Origin of the sequence: Streptomyces sp. NPDC050535 (assembly GCF_044457665.1) — a bacterium.
In the GTDB taxonomy this organism is placed as follows: domain Bacteria; phylum Actinomycetota; class Actinomycetes; order Streptomycetales; family Streptomycetaceae; genus Streptomyces.
Map to the genome: position 1 here is coordinate 1 of NZ_JBITHE010000031.1, position 14,404 is coordinate 14,404.

The window sequence follows — 14,404 nt, forward strand, 5'->3', positions numbered from 1 at the left end:
TGCGGCTCGCGAAGTACGGCGTCCCCCTCGCCCAGACGGCCCCCGCGGGCCTGGCGGCGGCCGGCATCGAACCCGTACTGCTGCCCCCCGCGCCGGCACCCGCGACGGAACCACCGCAATTCCCAGCCGCACCCGACGGTCCTGACCCCGCGGCCGACGGCGGGGGAGAGCGGCTCGCCCTCCCGAAACCCGTGGTTGCGGAACCCAGCGTCGCCACCGGCGCTCAGCCGAGCCACACGAGGCAGTCGCTGGGCGAGCAGATCGACGCCAACGGCGTGTGCGCAGAGGCCTACCAGACCTGGCGCACCCACTTCCAGATGGAGCCCACGACCCGCCAGTTCGCGGCCTTCCTCCAGGACCGGTACGCCATCACCACCGGCGCCGGACACCCACTCTCCGACGAGCAACTCCACCCGATCCTCGTCACTCTGCGAGAGCGCTACACGACGGATGAGGCCACCACGGAGCAGGACCCCGCAGCGGAGTCCGTCGAGACAGGCGGCGACGTCGAGTGGGAGGAGTTCTTCTACCGCTCCTGGCAGGCCTACGTCCGAGAGTCCGGCCGGTATCCCGACGCGGAGGAGCTCGCCGGCTTCGTCTTCCAGCGCGACGGCATCACCGCTGTTGGCGGCAGGCCGCTCGCGGGCTCGGACATCGAGGGATTCGTCGAAGACTTCTGGCAGCGGGAGTTCGGTGAAACCTCACCGGCCCCCGAGGGTCACGCGGCGGCTGCGGTTTCGTCGGTCCCGTCGCAGGCCGGGCTCCAGGATGAGCGCAGTGAGGGTGCCGTGCCGAATGCAGCGGGGGCGCGTCGGCAAGAGATCCGGGTCCCGATCGGACCCGGCTCCGAGGGTGAGGACGAGTCGCCTGACCCCACTGTCGAGGACGAGCAAGAGGCCGACGAGTCGGCGGCGGTGCCGGGGGAGAGGGGCGCACTGACGACCGTCGACCGCTACTACCTCGCCTGGGCCGACTACCTGACGCAGTACGGCCAGGAGCCCCGAGACCGACAGCTCTCCGTCTTCCTCGCGGAGCAGCACGGCGTCCTTGGGCGCGGCGGACAGGGCGTCAGCCCGAGCACCCTTCGCCGATACCTCCCCGGCTTCCGCATCTACGCGGCCTGGGCTGCGCTCCGCGAACACACCGCGGTCCCCAGTGCGCAGGACGTCGAACGCGAATGCGCAACTCGCCAGATCTCAGTGCGCAAGGCTGCCGTCACGGCCGAGTTGATCGAGCCGGACCTGGTCGACTTCGAGCGCCGCTGGCACGCCATTCCGCGGGATGTGCGTCAGGCATCGGCCCAGTAGCGGAACCTGCACACAATCGTTCGCCGCGCTAAAGAGTTGCGCATTGTGGCTCTGACCTGCGGGAACACTCGAAGCGTGGCCGTAGTGATCCGCCATGGGCGGCGGTGCCGATGGATCCCGGAACACCGCCGCTGAGGTTGCGCAGTCCCGTGGGTCGAACCGCACGCCATCGGGCGACTCTCCCGTCGTCAGCCCAGGTGCGCACTCGCCCCCCTACGCGGGCACACCGACGCTCGCGCACCCCCGCGCCGCGCCGCCAGCGTCAGCCAGTCCAGTCTGGTCGCTACCGAGGCGACGCCGCTCCCGCCGCGATCTCACGCTTCCTGGAGCGCCCGGCGGAGCCGGTGCGGTCGAGGAGTTCATTGATGAGGTGCTCGGTCTCCAGTTCCAGCGAGAAGTCGAGGGCTCGGTTGACTTGCTGGACGCGGGCGATGGCGGTGTGGAGTCCCTGCCGGTTTCCAGCGGAGTGCTCGATCCGTAGCCAGTCCCGGTAGAGGAGCTCTGCCGTGTTGTCGACGTCGAGGCCGCTCGAGACCGCCCGGCGAGCCGCGGTGAAGTCCTGGTGCGGGCCCGCCGGAGTGCGGTAGGTGGCGACGGTATGCGCGACGTCGACGATCCTCGTGATCATCTCCTGCTGGTAGGGCTCCGCCCACGGCAGCGGCTTGCCGGCAAAGGGCGGGCCCTGCACAAGGGCGAGGGCCTCCTCCAGGTCGGGCAGGCCGGCGTGGCCCAGCGGCAGTGCGCGTTCGACGAGTCCTTCGAAGCGGGTCCAGTCGCACCGCACGCTGGGGGAGAGGTGGTAGGGATCGTCCGCCGCCTTGCGGCGCGGGACGTAGGGGATGCCGTCGGGGTTGTTGCCGAGGGCACGGCGCAGACCGCGCAGTCGCGCGTGCAGGGTGCTCAGGGTCCAGGGGCTGACGGGGTCCATGTCGGAGCAGACGATGTGGGCGCTGCGTCCGGGCCGGAAGTACAGCAGGGTGGCGAGTTGGGCGATGCGAGGGCCGTGGCCGTTGCTGTCGACGCCCGTCACCGTGACGGGCCCGAGGACGCGGATCTCTGGTGGGTGGGGTGCCTGAGTTTCACGCGGGTCCGGATCGCTGTCCTCGGCTTCGCCGCGGCCGGGGCCGCCGTCCCGGGCCGGCGCGTTGCTGTTCTCGGCAGGCGCGGCGTCCGGAGCGGCTGCGGACGGAGGCCGGTCCGTGTCTGTCTCGGCGCGTGGCGCACGTGATTGCAGCGGCGGTGCGGAGGGGTTGACGGTGGCGGCGAGCAGAGCGGGGAACACGTCATCATGCGCGTCTTCATCGGCGGGCGACGCCTCGGCGACCGCAGCCGGATCGTACGTGGCCTTCTCTTCGTCGTTGGGCCGCTGGACGTGGTCCGGCTCGGCTGGGACGTCCCGCCAGGACCCTTCAGCGGAGTGCGCCGGCTGCGCGGACAGCTTCAACGCGGTCGTGATCTGGAGGTAGGAGGCGTGCTCCAGGCGCTGAACGGTGATGTCGGTGCCGACGGGCTCGAGGCGTTGCGGCGCGTTGAGCGAGGCGTTGAGGATCTCCGCCTCCGGGAATTGCGCGGCCGCCGAACTCGCTGGCGCGACCAGGGTGACGGGTACCGGTCCGGCCTTGGCGATGATGTCGGCGAAGCCCCAGGCCTCGTCCGGGTCCAGGACCGCGGCACACAGCAACAGGTACGGCTGGCGGCTCGATTCGGGCATCTGGTGTGCTTCCAGCAGCCGTTCACCTACGTCACGCAGCGCGTGCGCGGGCTGCCGCATGTGGGCGATCCGTGCGGTGGGCAGCAGTTGAGGCAGGTCTTCGCCGAATCCGACGGTGACGACTTCGACTTCACCGGCCCAGGGACTCATCCCGAGTTCGAGGGCGAGCGAGGTGCACACCTCGGTGATGTGGACGGGGTTGCCGTCCAGCAGCAGGGCCGGGACGCGGGCGAGATCTACGAGGATCAGGTCGCCGTCCTCGGCGCTGCCGATGGTGACCAGGCCCGGATACGGTGCCGGAACTTCGCGGGCGGCGTCTTCGTCCAGGAGGACGGCGTCGGCGGCGAGCGTCCACCACCCGCCTGTCCCGGAGGCGAAGGGCGTGTACGGATCCAGGGCAAGGTCTTCGGGCAGTACCTCAACCGTGCGGCTTCCGATGCGCGCGGCGCGCAGCGGGGGAGGGGAGACCGGTGTCTCGTCCTGGCGCAAGTGGTGGGCCATGGTCCGCAGGGCGCAGTCGAGGCGGACCGCTCCGCCCGGCTCGGCGGCGGCTGCCAGCAGGGCCTCCGCCGGGGAGGTCTCTGTGGCGATGGCGATCTTCTGGCCTGGCGTGCGGCGGCGGCGCTGCAGCGCTCGGCGCAGGGCGAGAGCCGCGGTGATGGCCGCGGCGAGCAGGGCACCCGCGCCGAGAACGGTGCGCAGGCCCGGTGGTCTGTCCGCCGTCGACGGGTCCTTGGATGCTGCGGCGGGCGAGAGGCCAGCGGAGCCGGAAGAGTGCGGTGCCGCGCTCGCGGTCGGCACGCTGCTTGCGGACAGTGATGGCGTGGAAGAAGGAGCGGCCCGACCCGGGCGGTGCTCTGTGGTTGACCGGCCGGGCGTGGTCGGGGCCGATGACGCCGGCGTGGACGCGCCCGGCTGCTGAGGGGAGGCCGGCGTGCTGTCGGGTTCCTGACCGTTCCGGGGTGCGTGGCTGGCGGGGGGAGCGCTCTCCTGGGAGTCGTTGTGCTCCTGGTCGTCGCTGGGCTGCTTATCGACCGTGGCGGCTCCCGGCACGGTGACCTGCTGTCCGGGGTAGATGGCATCCGGGTCGGTGATCGGAGGTAGTCCGTCCGGCTGGTGTGTGCCGCGGCTGGCCTCGAACAGCGCCGGCCAGTCACCGCCGTCACCGAGTTCCTTCTCCGCGATCTTTGACAGGTAGTCGCCCGGGCGGACCGTGACGACGTGCTCGGACTGCGGCGTCTCGGTGGCCGGGGCGGTGGCGGCCTGTTGCGTGCGGATCCCGTCCGCAGGGCCTGAGGTGTCGGGCATGAGGAGCCGCCATCCCGGTTGAAGGAAGCTGCTGGGCTGGAACGTGTTTCCGTCGGCCATGGTCCTGCCCTTGTTCAGGGCGGCGATCTCACGCCAGCGCTCACCGTCGCCCAACTCCTGCTCCGCGATCCCCCACAAGCTCTCCGCCGGCCGCGTCTCCTTCACCGTGTACGTGGTCGGTGCGGCCGCGGCCGGAGCTGACGTCGTCGACGCTGACGAGGAAGGCGCGGACGTCGCCTGGGGCGACCGGGCCGGCTGACCGGACCGGTGGGCGACGGTGGCTGAGGGAGTGGCATGAGCGTCGGATGCCAGCGCGGTACCGGTGGGCAGGAGAACCAGGATGCTGCCGATGAGGAGAGCCGCGGCACGCTGTGACGCGCCCAGCCCGCGGGGCGCGTGCCAGGTCCGCCCGCGGAGTTGAGCGATGAGCTCGCGGACCGCGCAGAAGGTGAACTGTGCCCAGCCGATCCAGCCCACCGCGGCGAGGAACAGCAGAACGACCGCGCCGGTGTCCTGGCGGTCCAGCAGGTGGGTGAGGTCGTCGTGGGTGGCGGCCCAGATGACCGGGGTGGCCCAGGCCAGCAGATACGGCAGGCCGGCGACGGCGGCCGCCAGGGCGATCAGGCTGATGACGGCCTTGAGGATCCGGCGGGCGGCGCGGCCCGCGTTCGCGGCGGGAGAGGAGGTGGTCGTCATCAGGATCCTTCGGGCGCGGTGACGCCGTGCAGGAGGGTGGCTGAGCCGTGTCCGGTCACGGGCAGGGAGCCGATCCCGACGGCCGACAGGAACTTCGTGTCGTAGGAGCCGGTGACGGTCACGGCGAGGGTCTTTCCGTCGCCGGACACGCTGAGCGTGCCCGTCGCTCCGGCGGAGTACAGGTACGCCTGGGCGGCGGCCTGGGCGTCCTGGGGGGCGACCACCACCGCGGTACCGCTGATGGCTTTCGCCGGATCGATGGCCTGGCCGCCGGCCCGGGCTGCCTCACCGGCGAGGTAGTCGGCCCGTTCGGTGGACCGCATCTTGCTGCCGCCGTCGACGGCGACGCCGATGATGGCGATCAGCGCGAGGACGCACACGGCGACGAACACGGTGACGCCACCCCGGTCACCGCCCCACCAAGGCTCTCGCGTCTGCAGGTGGATCACCTCCACCGTGGCCTTCGGCCATCCCTCACGGCTACTCGCCACGGAATGCGGTGCGCAGTGCATGGAGTGGGCTCCGTTTCGTGTGGGGGTGCGATCACTGGACGCCCACGCCACTTTGAGACTGAGGGGGCCTGCGAGTGGGCAAGGTATTGCCTCCGACCTCGTCGGCAGAGGGGAACCCATGTGATAGCGGTGCGCGTGCACCATCGGGTGCTCGAAACGCTCGGTGGAGTTGCAGTTCTGGTTGCGCTGGCCGCGATCGTCTGGCTTCCGGGGATGCTCTATCCACCCCTCACCTCGCGAGAGCTCGGGCACGTAACCGACCAAGAGAAGCGTGTGAACCTGCAACAGGCGCAGTCTCAGATCCAGAACGACTTCCGCGGCCAGTTGCTGCAGGCCATAGGCGGATTGGTCGTCGTCGCCGGTGCAGCGGCCGGCTGGCAACAACTGAGACTTGCCCGCGAAGGGCAGATCACAGAACGCTTCACGCGCGCCATCGACCATCTCGGCAGCGAAACGCTCGACGTCCGGCTTGGAGGCATATATGCCCTTGAACGAGTTGCGAAGAATTCTCCCGATGACCGCCCTACCGTCACGGACATTCTGAGCGCGTTCATCCGAGAGCATGCGCGGTGGGCGGTCGGCGCTCCTGACGGACCCGAACACCCCACCGCCACCGTGGACCTTCGCGTGCCCTGGCTCACCGCCCGCGCACCAGACGTGCAGACTGCCCTGTTCGTCTTGGGTCGCCGCCAGCGCCACCCTCAGGAGTACACGTTGTACCTGTCGCGAGTGGACTTGCGCAGGGCGCTGCTCGAGGGGGCACAGATGGCAGGTACCAACCTGCGACACGCCAACCTGTTCCGTGCCTACATGCCCGATAGCAACTTCGAGGGCGGGCAGATGATGGACATCGATCTGCGCTACGCCAACCTGCGGGGCGCCAGTCTGCAGAGCGCAGACCTGCGCGATGCGCACCTGGAACACGCTGATCTGCGGCGAGCAACCTTGCGTGGCGCGGACCTGAAAGGGGCGAACCTGGCGCATGCCAACTTGGAGGGTGCTGACCTTGCCGACGTCCAAGCCGACGACAGGACCATCTGGCCAGAGGCGCGCCGGCTCTAGGCTGACCAGCCGCGCCAGGAGAAGAGACGCGTACGAAAGACGGCAATCGGGCATTGGTCACCTCCCTCGGGGAGCTGGGCGCCACAACCGAGAAACCTCAGAGGGAACGAGCCCCGCAGTTCGCTGCCGGTACTGATCGACTACTGAGGACGCCGTCGACGTGAGGGTCCTCGCCCCGGGCACGCCCGGGAGCAGCAGATCCGAGAGGGGGACCGTGCAGGTCACGGTCACCGTGACGGTCCCGACCTGGCCGACAGGCACGCTCAAGCCGCCGGTTGCGACGCTGACGCTCGTCGACGAGCACCTGATGCCCTGGTCATTGAGGGACTCCGCGGCCGCGGCGTGCGCGGCGCGCTGCGCAGAGCCGACCGTGCGGTGGATGGAGGCCTCCCGTGCGGCGTCCTCGGCCGCAGAGTCGATCTTTGAGCCGGAGGTGACGATGCGGCCCCCGGCGATGGCCAGGCACAGAAACATGATCAGCGCGGGGAGGACGATGGCGGCCTCGATCGCCGCACTGCCCTCATCACCGCAGCATCGGTTGGTCCATCGGGCCCTGCTTCGCACCTGGTTCACTCTCCCGGGACGGTCCAGCGCTCCACTGGGCCGGACGCCGACTGGCTGAGGTGCAGGCCCGGCAGGCCCGGAATCATCGACAGGGCCGTCCCGGAGACCTGCACCCGCACCCGCTGCCCGTCGCTGCCGGCGGCGATGCTGTAGCCGATCAGGCTGTCGCCCGCACTGCGCCCCAGCACGCTCGCCGCCCGCGCCCGGCCGTCGGCGGGCCCGGCCTGGTAGGCGCGTGCGGCGGTGAGGCCTTCGCGGGCTGCGGTCAGGGCGATCTGCCGGGCGTAGAACCACAGGGACGCCTGGACGACCGCGATCGTGGCGAGCAGCACGATCGGGAAGACGATCGCCATCTGGATGGACGTGTCTCCGCGGTCGTCGCTCCAACGCCGCTCCTCCCACCAGGCCTTCAGCCGATCGTGGGCGGACATCACAGGCCGGTGAGCTTGCCGTTGTACTTGTTGATCACGATGGTGATCGTTCCGGCGATCAGTACGGCACCCGTGATGCCGGCCGCCCAGATGATGACGGTCGTGATGCTGACGTCGCCGCGGTCCGGCCGGCACGATGCCTTCTGCAGGCGGGAGCGCAGCCGGATGCCGCACACGTGGACCACGCCGATCGCGCGGGCTCCGATGGTCTTCATGATCTCAACTCCTTCGGTGAATGAGGGGGGGTGGGCGTCAGACGGCGAGCATGCGGATCACCGCGGGGAACGCCATCAGCAGCATCACGAGCACCGCGAGGAGGGCACCCGGGGCGGTCATCTTTTCGCTGGCCGCGTTCGCCTCCGTGGCCTGTACGGCGAGCAGTTCGGCGTTGAGCGCTGCGGTGCGGGCCCGCAGCGCCTGGTACACGGCGGCGCCGTCGGTGGCCGAGCCGCGCATGATGTCGGCGACGTCGGTCAGGACCGGCAGGTCGTACTCGGCGGCCAGTTCCGACAGCGCCTGGTAGGGCGGGATCTTCTCCATCCGGGCCCGGCGCAGCGCCGCCTGCAGATACAGGAACGGCCAGCCCCGGCCGACGTCGGCGGCCTTCTCCAGCGCCTCGCCGGGCCCGGCGTCGGCGGCACGCTTGAGGGCGACCAGGTCCAGGTAGGCGGACAGGGCGTGCGCGAACTCCTCCCGGGCCCGCTTCGCCTCGTCGCGCACGGCGAGATCGGGGGTGATGAACAGCAGCCCCGCGGCCAGGAGGCCGACACCGGCGGGCATATAGAAGGGCAGGCCCACCCCGGCGATGATCCACGGGATCGTCGCGATGACCGGGCAGAACAGGCCGAGCGCGGCCAGCGCGGTCTTCTTCAGCATGAACCGGCCCGGCCCCTGCCCGAGCAGCGCGAGCTCCTTCGTGGGGACCCGGACACCGGGGAGGTGCTCAAGGCGGGACAGCAGCCACCGCCCCCACGCCTCGTCGCGGTCCGGCTCAGGCGCGGGCGCCTTCAGGGCCGCCGGGGCGCTGCGCGCGAGAGCGGGCCCCAACGCCGCCTGCGGGAGCAGGAGTTCCCGCACAAAAAGCGCGGTCCCGGCGCCGACGGTGCCACCGGCCAGGAGAGCAGGAACCAGGTTCACGACAGGACTCCTTCGGGCTCCCGGCCGGCAGCAGGGGCGTCCGCATCCGGGGCGGGCGCCGGGAGCCGGACCGCGCTGGACGGGTCGGTGACCAGGAACCGCGGGATGCGGCGGAACACGCCCAACTGCCGCATCAGCGCGAGGACGGCGATGAAGGTGGCGGTCAGGAAGCCCAGGACGAGCTGGCCGAGGAGCGTGGAGTAGGGACGGGTGTAGGAGGGGACAAAGAACCCGGCCACCACGACACCGACGGTGATGGTGGTCATCCACCGCACCGTCGTGCGGGGTTTCGCCCGCGCCGCCTCGACGTCCCGCTTCTTGGCGACCTCCTCGCGGACCGTGCCCGCCAGGTCCTCCAGCCCGTGTGCAAGGCCGGGACCGCGGTCGTTGACGGACAGGATGAGCGCGGCGACCACCCGGTCCGCGGTCACGTCGTTCAGTTCATCGGCGAACGCGCGGAGCGCGCCCTCCGGCCGCCACCCCAGCCGCAGCCGGTCGGACAGGTTGATGACCTGCGGGGCGATCTCCTCCGGCACCCCCTGGCGGCTGGTCATCATCGCCTGCTCCAGGCCCATCCCCAGACGGAGCAGACCGGCCAGGCGCTGCGTCCACTCCGACAGGCCCTCCAGCTCGCCAATCCGTTCCTGCGCCATCCGGGCCGGGCTGACAAGCCACGGAACACCGATGACCGCACCACCCAGCAGCACGCCGCCCGCGAAGTTGCCCGAGACCAGCCACACCGCGACGAACACCACGCCGGCCACAGCCGCCGTGGCCCGCCGACGGCCCTGCACGCTCTCGCCCTGCCCGGTCCGGGCCGTCCACGCCCGCCACCGTTGCGCGAGCGTGGCGCCGCGCGGCACGGTGGTGCCCACGGCCCCCGCGACGACGCCGATCAGCCCGGCCACCGCGGTCATGCCGCACAGAAGTCCCCACACCACGGTCACCGGCCCGCCACCACCTTCAGCGGAAGCGGCGCCGCCCAGGCCCCGTAGGGCTGCTGGAGCAGGGCGGAGTCGAAGCCGACACGGCGCAGGTCATCGACGCAGCCCGGGTCCATCCGCGGCACCGCCCGCAACTCCCCGAACTCGGCGCCGGGTGAGAACACTTCGTTCGTCGCCGGCCGCCCGGACTCACCGATCCCGGTCACCTCCAGGACGTGCGAGACATAGCGGTGACGGCGGCCGCCGATCCGCGTCTCATCGGTCATGTCGACGTACACGATGAAGTCCAGACCGTTCGCCGTCTGACGGTAGGCGAGCTGCTCGGACAGGTTCTCCTGGGCGAGCGCGTACAGCTCCGCGATCCGGTCGAAGACGATCCCGGGGCGCCGGGCGTGGATGGTGCACAGATTGCCGCCGGAGCCGTTCGTCAGCGCCTGCATCATCGCCACGACCTCGCGGCCGCGAACCTCGCCGACCACGATCCGCTCCAGCGACATCCGCAGCGCCGGGTGAATCAGGTCCAGGAGCGTCACCTCACCGGCGCTGCGGCCGGCCGCGTCACGCTCTCCGTTCGACTCGCGTCCGACCAGGGAGACGACCTGGCGGTGGTAGCCGTTGGCGTGGGCGAACAGCTCGTCCTCGGTCTGGATGGTCGCGAACCGTGTCTCGGGGTCGAACTCGCGGAGCATCGCCCGCAGCAGCGTCGTCTTCCCGGCCTTCTGCTTGCCCGCGATCATGATGTTCTTCTCCGCACGGACGCACGCGCCGAGGAACTCCCGCAGCACCGGGTCGATGGTGCCCAGGCGCACCAGGTCGTCCAGCCCGGCGTGGGAGACGCGGTGCCGGCGGATGACCGCATAGGTCATCGGCCCCAGCCCGGTGATCGCCTGCAGGCGGGAGCCGTCCTGCAGGGACAGGGCCAGCGTCGGGTTCGCCGTGGAGATGGTGCGCTCGCTGTGCCCGGAGCCCCGGGCCAGCTCCCGCAGCAGGTCCAGGAGTTCTTCCTCGGAATCGGCGATCGGCCCGACCATGCGCCGCTCACCGTCGCCGTAGTCCAGCCACACCTCGCCCGGGCCCTGGATGATGATGTCCTCGACGCGCTCGTCGTCGAGGTAGGGCTGCAACCGGCCCGCGCGGAACAGCAGATCGTAGACGGCACGCCGCAGGGCGGCATCCTCCGCCGGGGCCATCGCCTGCGCGTCCGACCACAACGCGACCGCCTCATTGATCCACTCCAGGCAGCGCTGCTCCTCACTGTCCCGGCCCACGTCCGGTGACGCCTTCAGCAACTCCTCGCGCTGCTTGGCGACCTGCGCCGCGATGTGCCGCGCCACCCGGTGATCGACCGTCGCCTGAGGCCCCGCCGTGCCGAGGACCTGCGTGCCGGCCACACTGCCGACATTCCGGCCGGGGGAGACGTTCGCACGGCGGACCGGACGAGAGGCCCCGGACGGGACGGCGGCGACGGGTTCGGTGTGCAGAGGCCTACCGCGCACGGGCCACCTCGCCTCCCGCAGCCCGCGTCCCGGGATCCAGGCGTGCCCGGCGCACCGCAGCCGTCTGAACCAGCAACGTGCTGCACGTGCGGGCGGCCTTCATCAGCGCCGCCCTCTCGAACCGGCGGGGCTGTTCCGCGCCATCGGACAACACCCGGGCGTCGCCCGGCGCATACGGCAACGTCGCCACGACCGGAACCTGCAGGACCCGCTGCACCTCACCTGCCGGGTAGGGGCCCTCGTTGATCAGGACCACGCCGACACCGCCGATCCGCTCCTCCAGCGCCCGCACCCGGCCCTCGGCGGCCTGCAGGCTGCGCAGGGTGTTGCGGACCACCACGAACACGGCGTCGGCCTGCTCGGCGAGCTCCCCGGACGGGCCGAAGGCGCCACGGCGCCCGAGGTCGATCAGGACATCGTGGCCGTGCTCCGCGTCGATGCCTCGGAAGATGACACCCAGGGCCTTCCACACCGACCCCAGGCTCGCTGCCTGCGCGGGGTCGGTGATGCCGGGCAGCAGCAGCCGGTCGTGCGCCGCCTCCCTGGCTCCGTCCTCGCCGCCCAGGTCGATCAGCTGGCGCCAGAAGCTGTCGCCGAGATCGCCCTGCCGGGCGGCGACCGACAGGTTGCGCAGCCCGTACCGGTCGCCGAGCGTGCCCTGCAGCAGCCCGTGGAGCACCGCGCTGCCGTCGGGATCGCACTCGGCCAGGATCATCCGCCGACCCGGCTCCAGCGGCCAGGACAGCAGCAGCGCCAGGGCAGTTGTGGTGACACCAGGCGCGCCACTGCATCCGGCCAGGGCTACGACGGCCATCAGCGGCCGTCCGCGGCGGCGAGGACCAGGCGCAGGGTGCCCGCGGCCACCCAGGCGGCGGCCGTGGGACCGTCCGTGGCCGAGGTCGCGACGTCGACGACCACCACACCGGTGCCCGGCGCGGCACCGGAGGCCTTCACCACCCGGCCCGGCACGGTCTCCGGCCCGCTATCAGGATCCTTTTCGGCGTCCGTCGCTCCTTGGGCGGGGACGTGTACCAGCAGAACCTTCTGGCCCGGCACCAGAGCGGTGGCCGGGACCTGCTCGGGCTTCAGCCCGATCGGCACCAACTGCTCGCCCGGCTTGACCAGCACGTCGCTGGTCACCTGGGAGTCGGCCAGGAGGGAGCCGGGCTTGAGCTCGACGGCGGCCCGCTTGCCGACCACCTGGTCCAGGGCGCTGGCCCGCACCGCCTCGACGGCCGGGTCCAGTGCCACGGATGCCGTGCCCAGATCGGCTTCGGTGAGAACCTGACCGACCTGGACATCGCGGGCGACGGTCACGACCTCGGTGCGGTGCCCGACCTGCAGAAGCAGGACCGCAACGCCCGCGCCGCCAGCGGCAACCAGCGCCAGCGACAGGGCGATGACGCCCGGCCGCCGACGGCGGGCCGACACCCGCGGAGGTGTCACCGCCCGGGCCACCTGCTCTTGCTGCTGTGGTCGGCTGCTCAGCTGTGTGTCTGTGCGTACCTGGGTCCTGCTCACCGTTGTGTCCTCCCGACGGCTCTACCTGACGACTTGAACTTCGCCGACGGCTGCCTGCACGTTGCTCTGACGGACCTCCGTGAGCTGGCCGGCCGCTCCGCCGCCCTGCCAGTCGATGGTCCACGTCGACGTCGCGGTCACCGCGAACGTGCCGCCACCGGCGCCGGCCGACGTCGTGGAGTACAGGTGCCCGCACGTCGGCGACGGGGCCACGCCCTCAGACGCCGTGTACGGAGTTCCGGGACCGTTGCAGGTCACGGACGTGCCGTCGCCCATCGTCCACACGATCTTCGACACCTTGGCCGTCGCGGTGACGGTCACCCCGCCGGCCGTCGCGGACGCGGTGTTCGGCCCGTAGGTGGTGGCGCTCTGGTTGACCCACATCCACATCGGGACACCCACCGTGTACTTCCCCGCCGCTCGAGGGCTGGCGATATCCGGACCGAGCAGAGTCATTGAGTCGATCGCGCGCTGGGCCAACTCCTGGGACTCCACCTGGGGCGCAGGAGGCTGGCCCTCCGGGACGATGATGAAGCCGTCAGGATTATTCTGACCGCCATCCGAGCAGGACATGAAGTACATGTCGTACTTCTCGGGGTCCTGGTCCTTCCAAGCCGGGTGCTCGGCCGGCGGCTTGGGCTCGATCTTGATGTACGCGCATTTCAGATGGTTGTCCCTGCTCCCACTGCCGCTCTGTGAGCCGTCTGCCTGCCCCTCGCCGCCGGTCTCGTCACCGGCGCCGGCGCTGACGCAGAACTTGACGAGATGGCAGGAGCCCGCTCCGACCTCGGGGCCGTCATCACTGGCGTGTGCTGCCCCTGCGGTGCCCGCGATCGCCAGAGCGAGCGCGGCCGCGAGGATTCCCAGGCGTCGCGTCAGCAGGCCTTCTCCTGCGCAGCCATCTTCGTGACCATCCACGTGGTCCCCCACTTTTCGAGTGTCGCGATGCTGACGTATCTCAGGAGCCGCCCCGAGGGCAGCCGGACCCTCTTCTTCGAGGTCTTGTCGACCAGCGTCCAGGCGGTGATGTCGACGCAGTCGGTGAGCGTGGCCCGAGGGATGGCGCCTGCTGTGACCTTGGGGTCTTCCGGGTGGATCGCCGGCTTCCCTGTGGCGATCTGGCCGGCCTCGCGCAGCACCTTGAGGTCGGACTCGATAACCAGCAGGGCACGGGCCGTGGTGGTCTCCCTCAGGCCGGTCCCTGCCGACGAGGCCTTCGCGTAGGCCTTGACCGACGCGTCCCACGAGTCCCTGTAGACGCCGAGCACCGTGGCCTTGTCGTCCAGGGCCGTCGCCGTGGGCGCAGGCGAGGACGCAGAGCCGGACGTCGCGACGGTGGGGCTCTTGGACGCCGGCGCTTCATCGGCGCTGTCCGAGCACCCGGCAAGAGCCACCAGACTGCCAGCCACCACGACAGCGGTGGCGCAGTTCCGGACGCGGATGAAGGAGTGCCTCATCCCCGGACGGCGTACTCGTGCTGCAGTCACGTTGTCTCCCGTGCGACGCGTGCGTCGCCCTCGAAATCGACCGGCGGACGGTGGTCTACATCCGCTGCTTGGCAGGTCGGAGGTGGTGCGGTTCCGTGATCGAAAGGCTACGCACCGGCAGGTCAACTGCCTACCTGCACAGGCCGGTTCACCTGTGCAACAGCGGAGGAAAGGGGGCATCTTGACTGACCATGTCGATTTGTAGGTGAGTAGATTTCCAGCCGCCCA

13 protein-coding genes and 1 pseudogene are annotated in these 14,404 nt (G+C 70.7%); 2 read left to right on the plus strand and 12 right to left on the minus strand.

The window, feature by feature from the left end; genetic code table 11:
• A pseudogene (locus tag ACIBLC_RS37950) lies at window positions 1–1,307 on the plus strand (hypothetical protein); the annotation flags it as partial.
• Between the two features lie 283 nt (window positions 1,308–1,590).
• On the opposite strand, the gene ACIBLC_RS37955 reads toward ACIBLC_RS37950, so the two are convergent.
• Together ACIBLC_RS37955 and ACIBLC_RS37960 are read right to left on the minus strand one after the other, a co-directional pair.
• Window positions 1,591–5,022: a hypothetical protein gene (locus ACIBLC_RS37955; protein ID WP_399216026.1), complete on the minus strand. Its 3,432-nt coding sequence runs from the start codon at window positions 5,020–5,022 to the stop codon at window positions 1,591–1,593.
• Window positions 5,022–5,468: a pilus assembly protein TadG-related protein gene (locus ACIBLC_RS37960; RefSeq protein ID WP_399216099.1), complete on the minus strand. Its 447-nt coding sequence runs from the start codon at window positions 5,466–5,468 to the stop codon at window positions 5,022–5,024. Before ACIBLC_RS37960 ends, ACIBLC_RS37955 begins: the two co-directional genes overlap by 1 nt.
• Before the next feature lie 186 nt (window positions 5,469–5,654).
• Here ACIBLC_RS37960 and ACIBLC_RS37965 point away from each other — a divergent pair, with 186 nt between their 5' ends.
• A complete protein-coding gene (locus ACIBLC_RS37965; RefSeq protein WP_399216027.1) occupies window positions 5,655–6,596 on the plus strand; it encodes a pentapeptide repeat-containing protein in 942 nt (313 codons plus the stop codon).
• A 57-nt stretch (window positions 6,597–6,653) separates the two neighbouring features.
• Here the strand turns inward: ACIBLC_RS37965 and ACIBLC_RS37970 are convergent, their stop codons facing one another.
• The 10 genes from ACIBLC_RS37970 to ACIBLC_RS38015 are packed head-to-tail and all read right to left on the minus strand — an operon-like array spanning window position 6,654 to window position 14,176.
• Complete coding sequence (locus ACIBLC_RS37970; protein ID WP_399216028.1) at window positions 6,654–7,169, minus strand: TadE/TadG family type IV pilus assembly protein; 516 nt, start codon at window positions 7,167–7,169, stop codon at window positions 6,654–6,656.
• Window positions 7,166–7,591, minus strand: a complete 426-nt coding sequence (locus tag ACIBLC_RS37975) for a TadE/TadG family type IV pilus assembly protein (protein WP_399216029.1) — start codon at window positions 7,589–7,591, stop codon at window positions 7,166–7,168. The genes ACIBLC_RS37970 and ACIBLC_RS37975 overlap by 4 nt, the downstream gene beginning before the upstream one ends.
• A complete protein-coding gene (locus tag ACIBLC_RS37980) occupies window positions 7,591–7,806 on the minus strand; it encodes a hypothetical protein (protein ID WP_399216030.1) in 216 nt (71 codons plus the stop codon). The genes ACIBLC_RS37975 and ACIBLC_RS37980 overlap by 1 nt, the downstream gene beginning before the upstream one ends.
• A gap of 37 nt (window positions 7,807–7,843) precedes the next feature.
• Complete coding sequence (locus tag ACIBLC_RS37985; protein ID WP_399216032.1) at window positions 7,844–8,728, minus strand: type II secretion system F family protein; 885 nt, start codon at window positions 8,726–8,728, stop codon at window positions 7,844–7,846.
• Window positions 8,725–9,675, minus strand: a complete 951-nt coding sequence (locus ACIBLC_RS37990; RefSeq protein WP_399216033.1) for a type II secretion system F family protein — start codon at window positions 9,673–9,675, stop codon at window positions 8,725–8,727. Before ACIBLC_RS37990 ends, ACIBLC_RS37985 begins: the two co-directional genes overlap by 4 nt.
• Window positions 9,672–11,168 (minus strand): CpaF family protein, encoded by a 1,497-nt coding sequence (locus ACIBLC_RS37995; RefSeq protein WP_399216034.1) that lies wholly within the window; start codon window positions 11,166–11,168, stop codon window positions 9,672–9,674. The genes ACIBLC_RS37990 and ACIBLC_RS37995 overlap by 4 nt, the downstream gene beginning before the upstream one ends.
• Window positions 11,158–11,982 (minus strand): hypothetical protein, encoded by an 825-nt coding sequence (locus tag ACIBLC_RS38000; protein WP_399216035.1) that lies wholly within the window; start codon window positions 11,980–11,982, stop codon window positions 11,158–11,160. Before ACIBLC_RS38000 ends, ACIBLC_RS37995 begins: the two co-directional genes overlap by 11 nt.
• Window positions 11,982–12,689: an SAF domain-containing protein gene (locus ACIBLC_RS38005; protein WP_399216036.1), complete on the minus strand. Its 708-nt coding sequence runs from the start codon at window positions 12,687–12,689 to the stop codon at window positions 11,982–11,984. The genes ACIBLC_RS38000 and ACIBLC_RS38005 overlap by 1 nt, the downstream gene beginning before the upstream one ends.
• Window positions 12,690–12,710: 21 nt before the next feature.
• Window positions 12,711–13,607 (minus strand): ATP/GTP-binding protein, encoded by an 897-nt coding sequence (locus ACIBLC_RS38010; protein ID WP_399216037.1) that lies wholly within the window; start codon window positions 13,605–13,607, stop codon window positions 12,711–12,713.
• Window positions 13,565–14,176 (minus strand): hypothetical protein, encoded by a 612-nt coding sequence (locus ACIBLC_RS38015; protein ID WP_399216038.1) that lies wholly within the window; start codon window positions 14,174–14,176, stop codon window positions 13,565–13,567. Before ACIBLC_RS38015 ends, ACIBLC_RS38010 begins: the two co-directional genes overlap by 43 nt.
• Between the last annotated feature and the right edge of the window lie 228 nt (window positions 14,177–14,404).

Coding starts and splice junctions, on each gene's coding strand:
- ACIBLC_RS37955 (WP_399216026.1), bottom strand. CDS start 5,022: ATGACGACCACCTCCTCTCCCGCCGCGAACGCGGGCCGCGCCGCCCGC.
- ACIBLC_RS38000 (WP_399216035.1), bottom strand. CDS start 11,982: ATGGCCGTCGTAGCCCTGGCCGGATGCAGTGGCGCGCCTGGTGTCACC.
- ACIBLC_RS37980 (WP_399216030.1), bottom strand. CDS start 7,806: ATGAAGACCATCGGAGCCCGCGCGATCGGCGTGGTCCACGTGTGCGGC.
- ACIBLC_RS37975 (WP_399216029.1), bottom strand. CDS start 7,591: ATGTCCGCCCACGATCGGCTGAAGGCCTGGTGGGAGGAGCGGCGTTGG.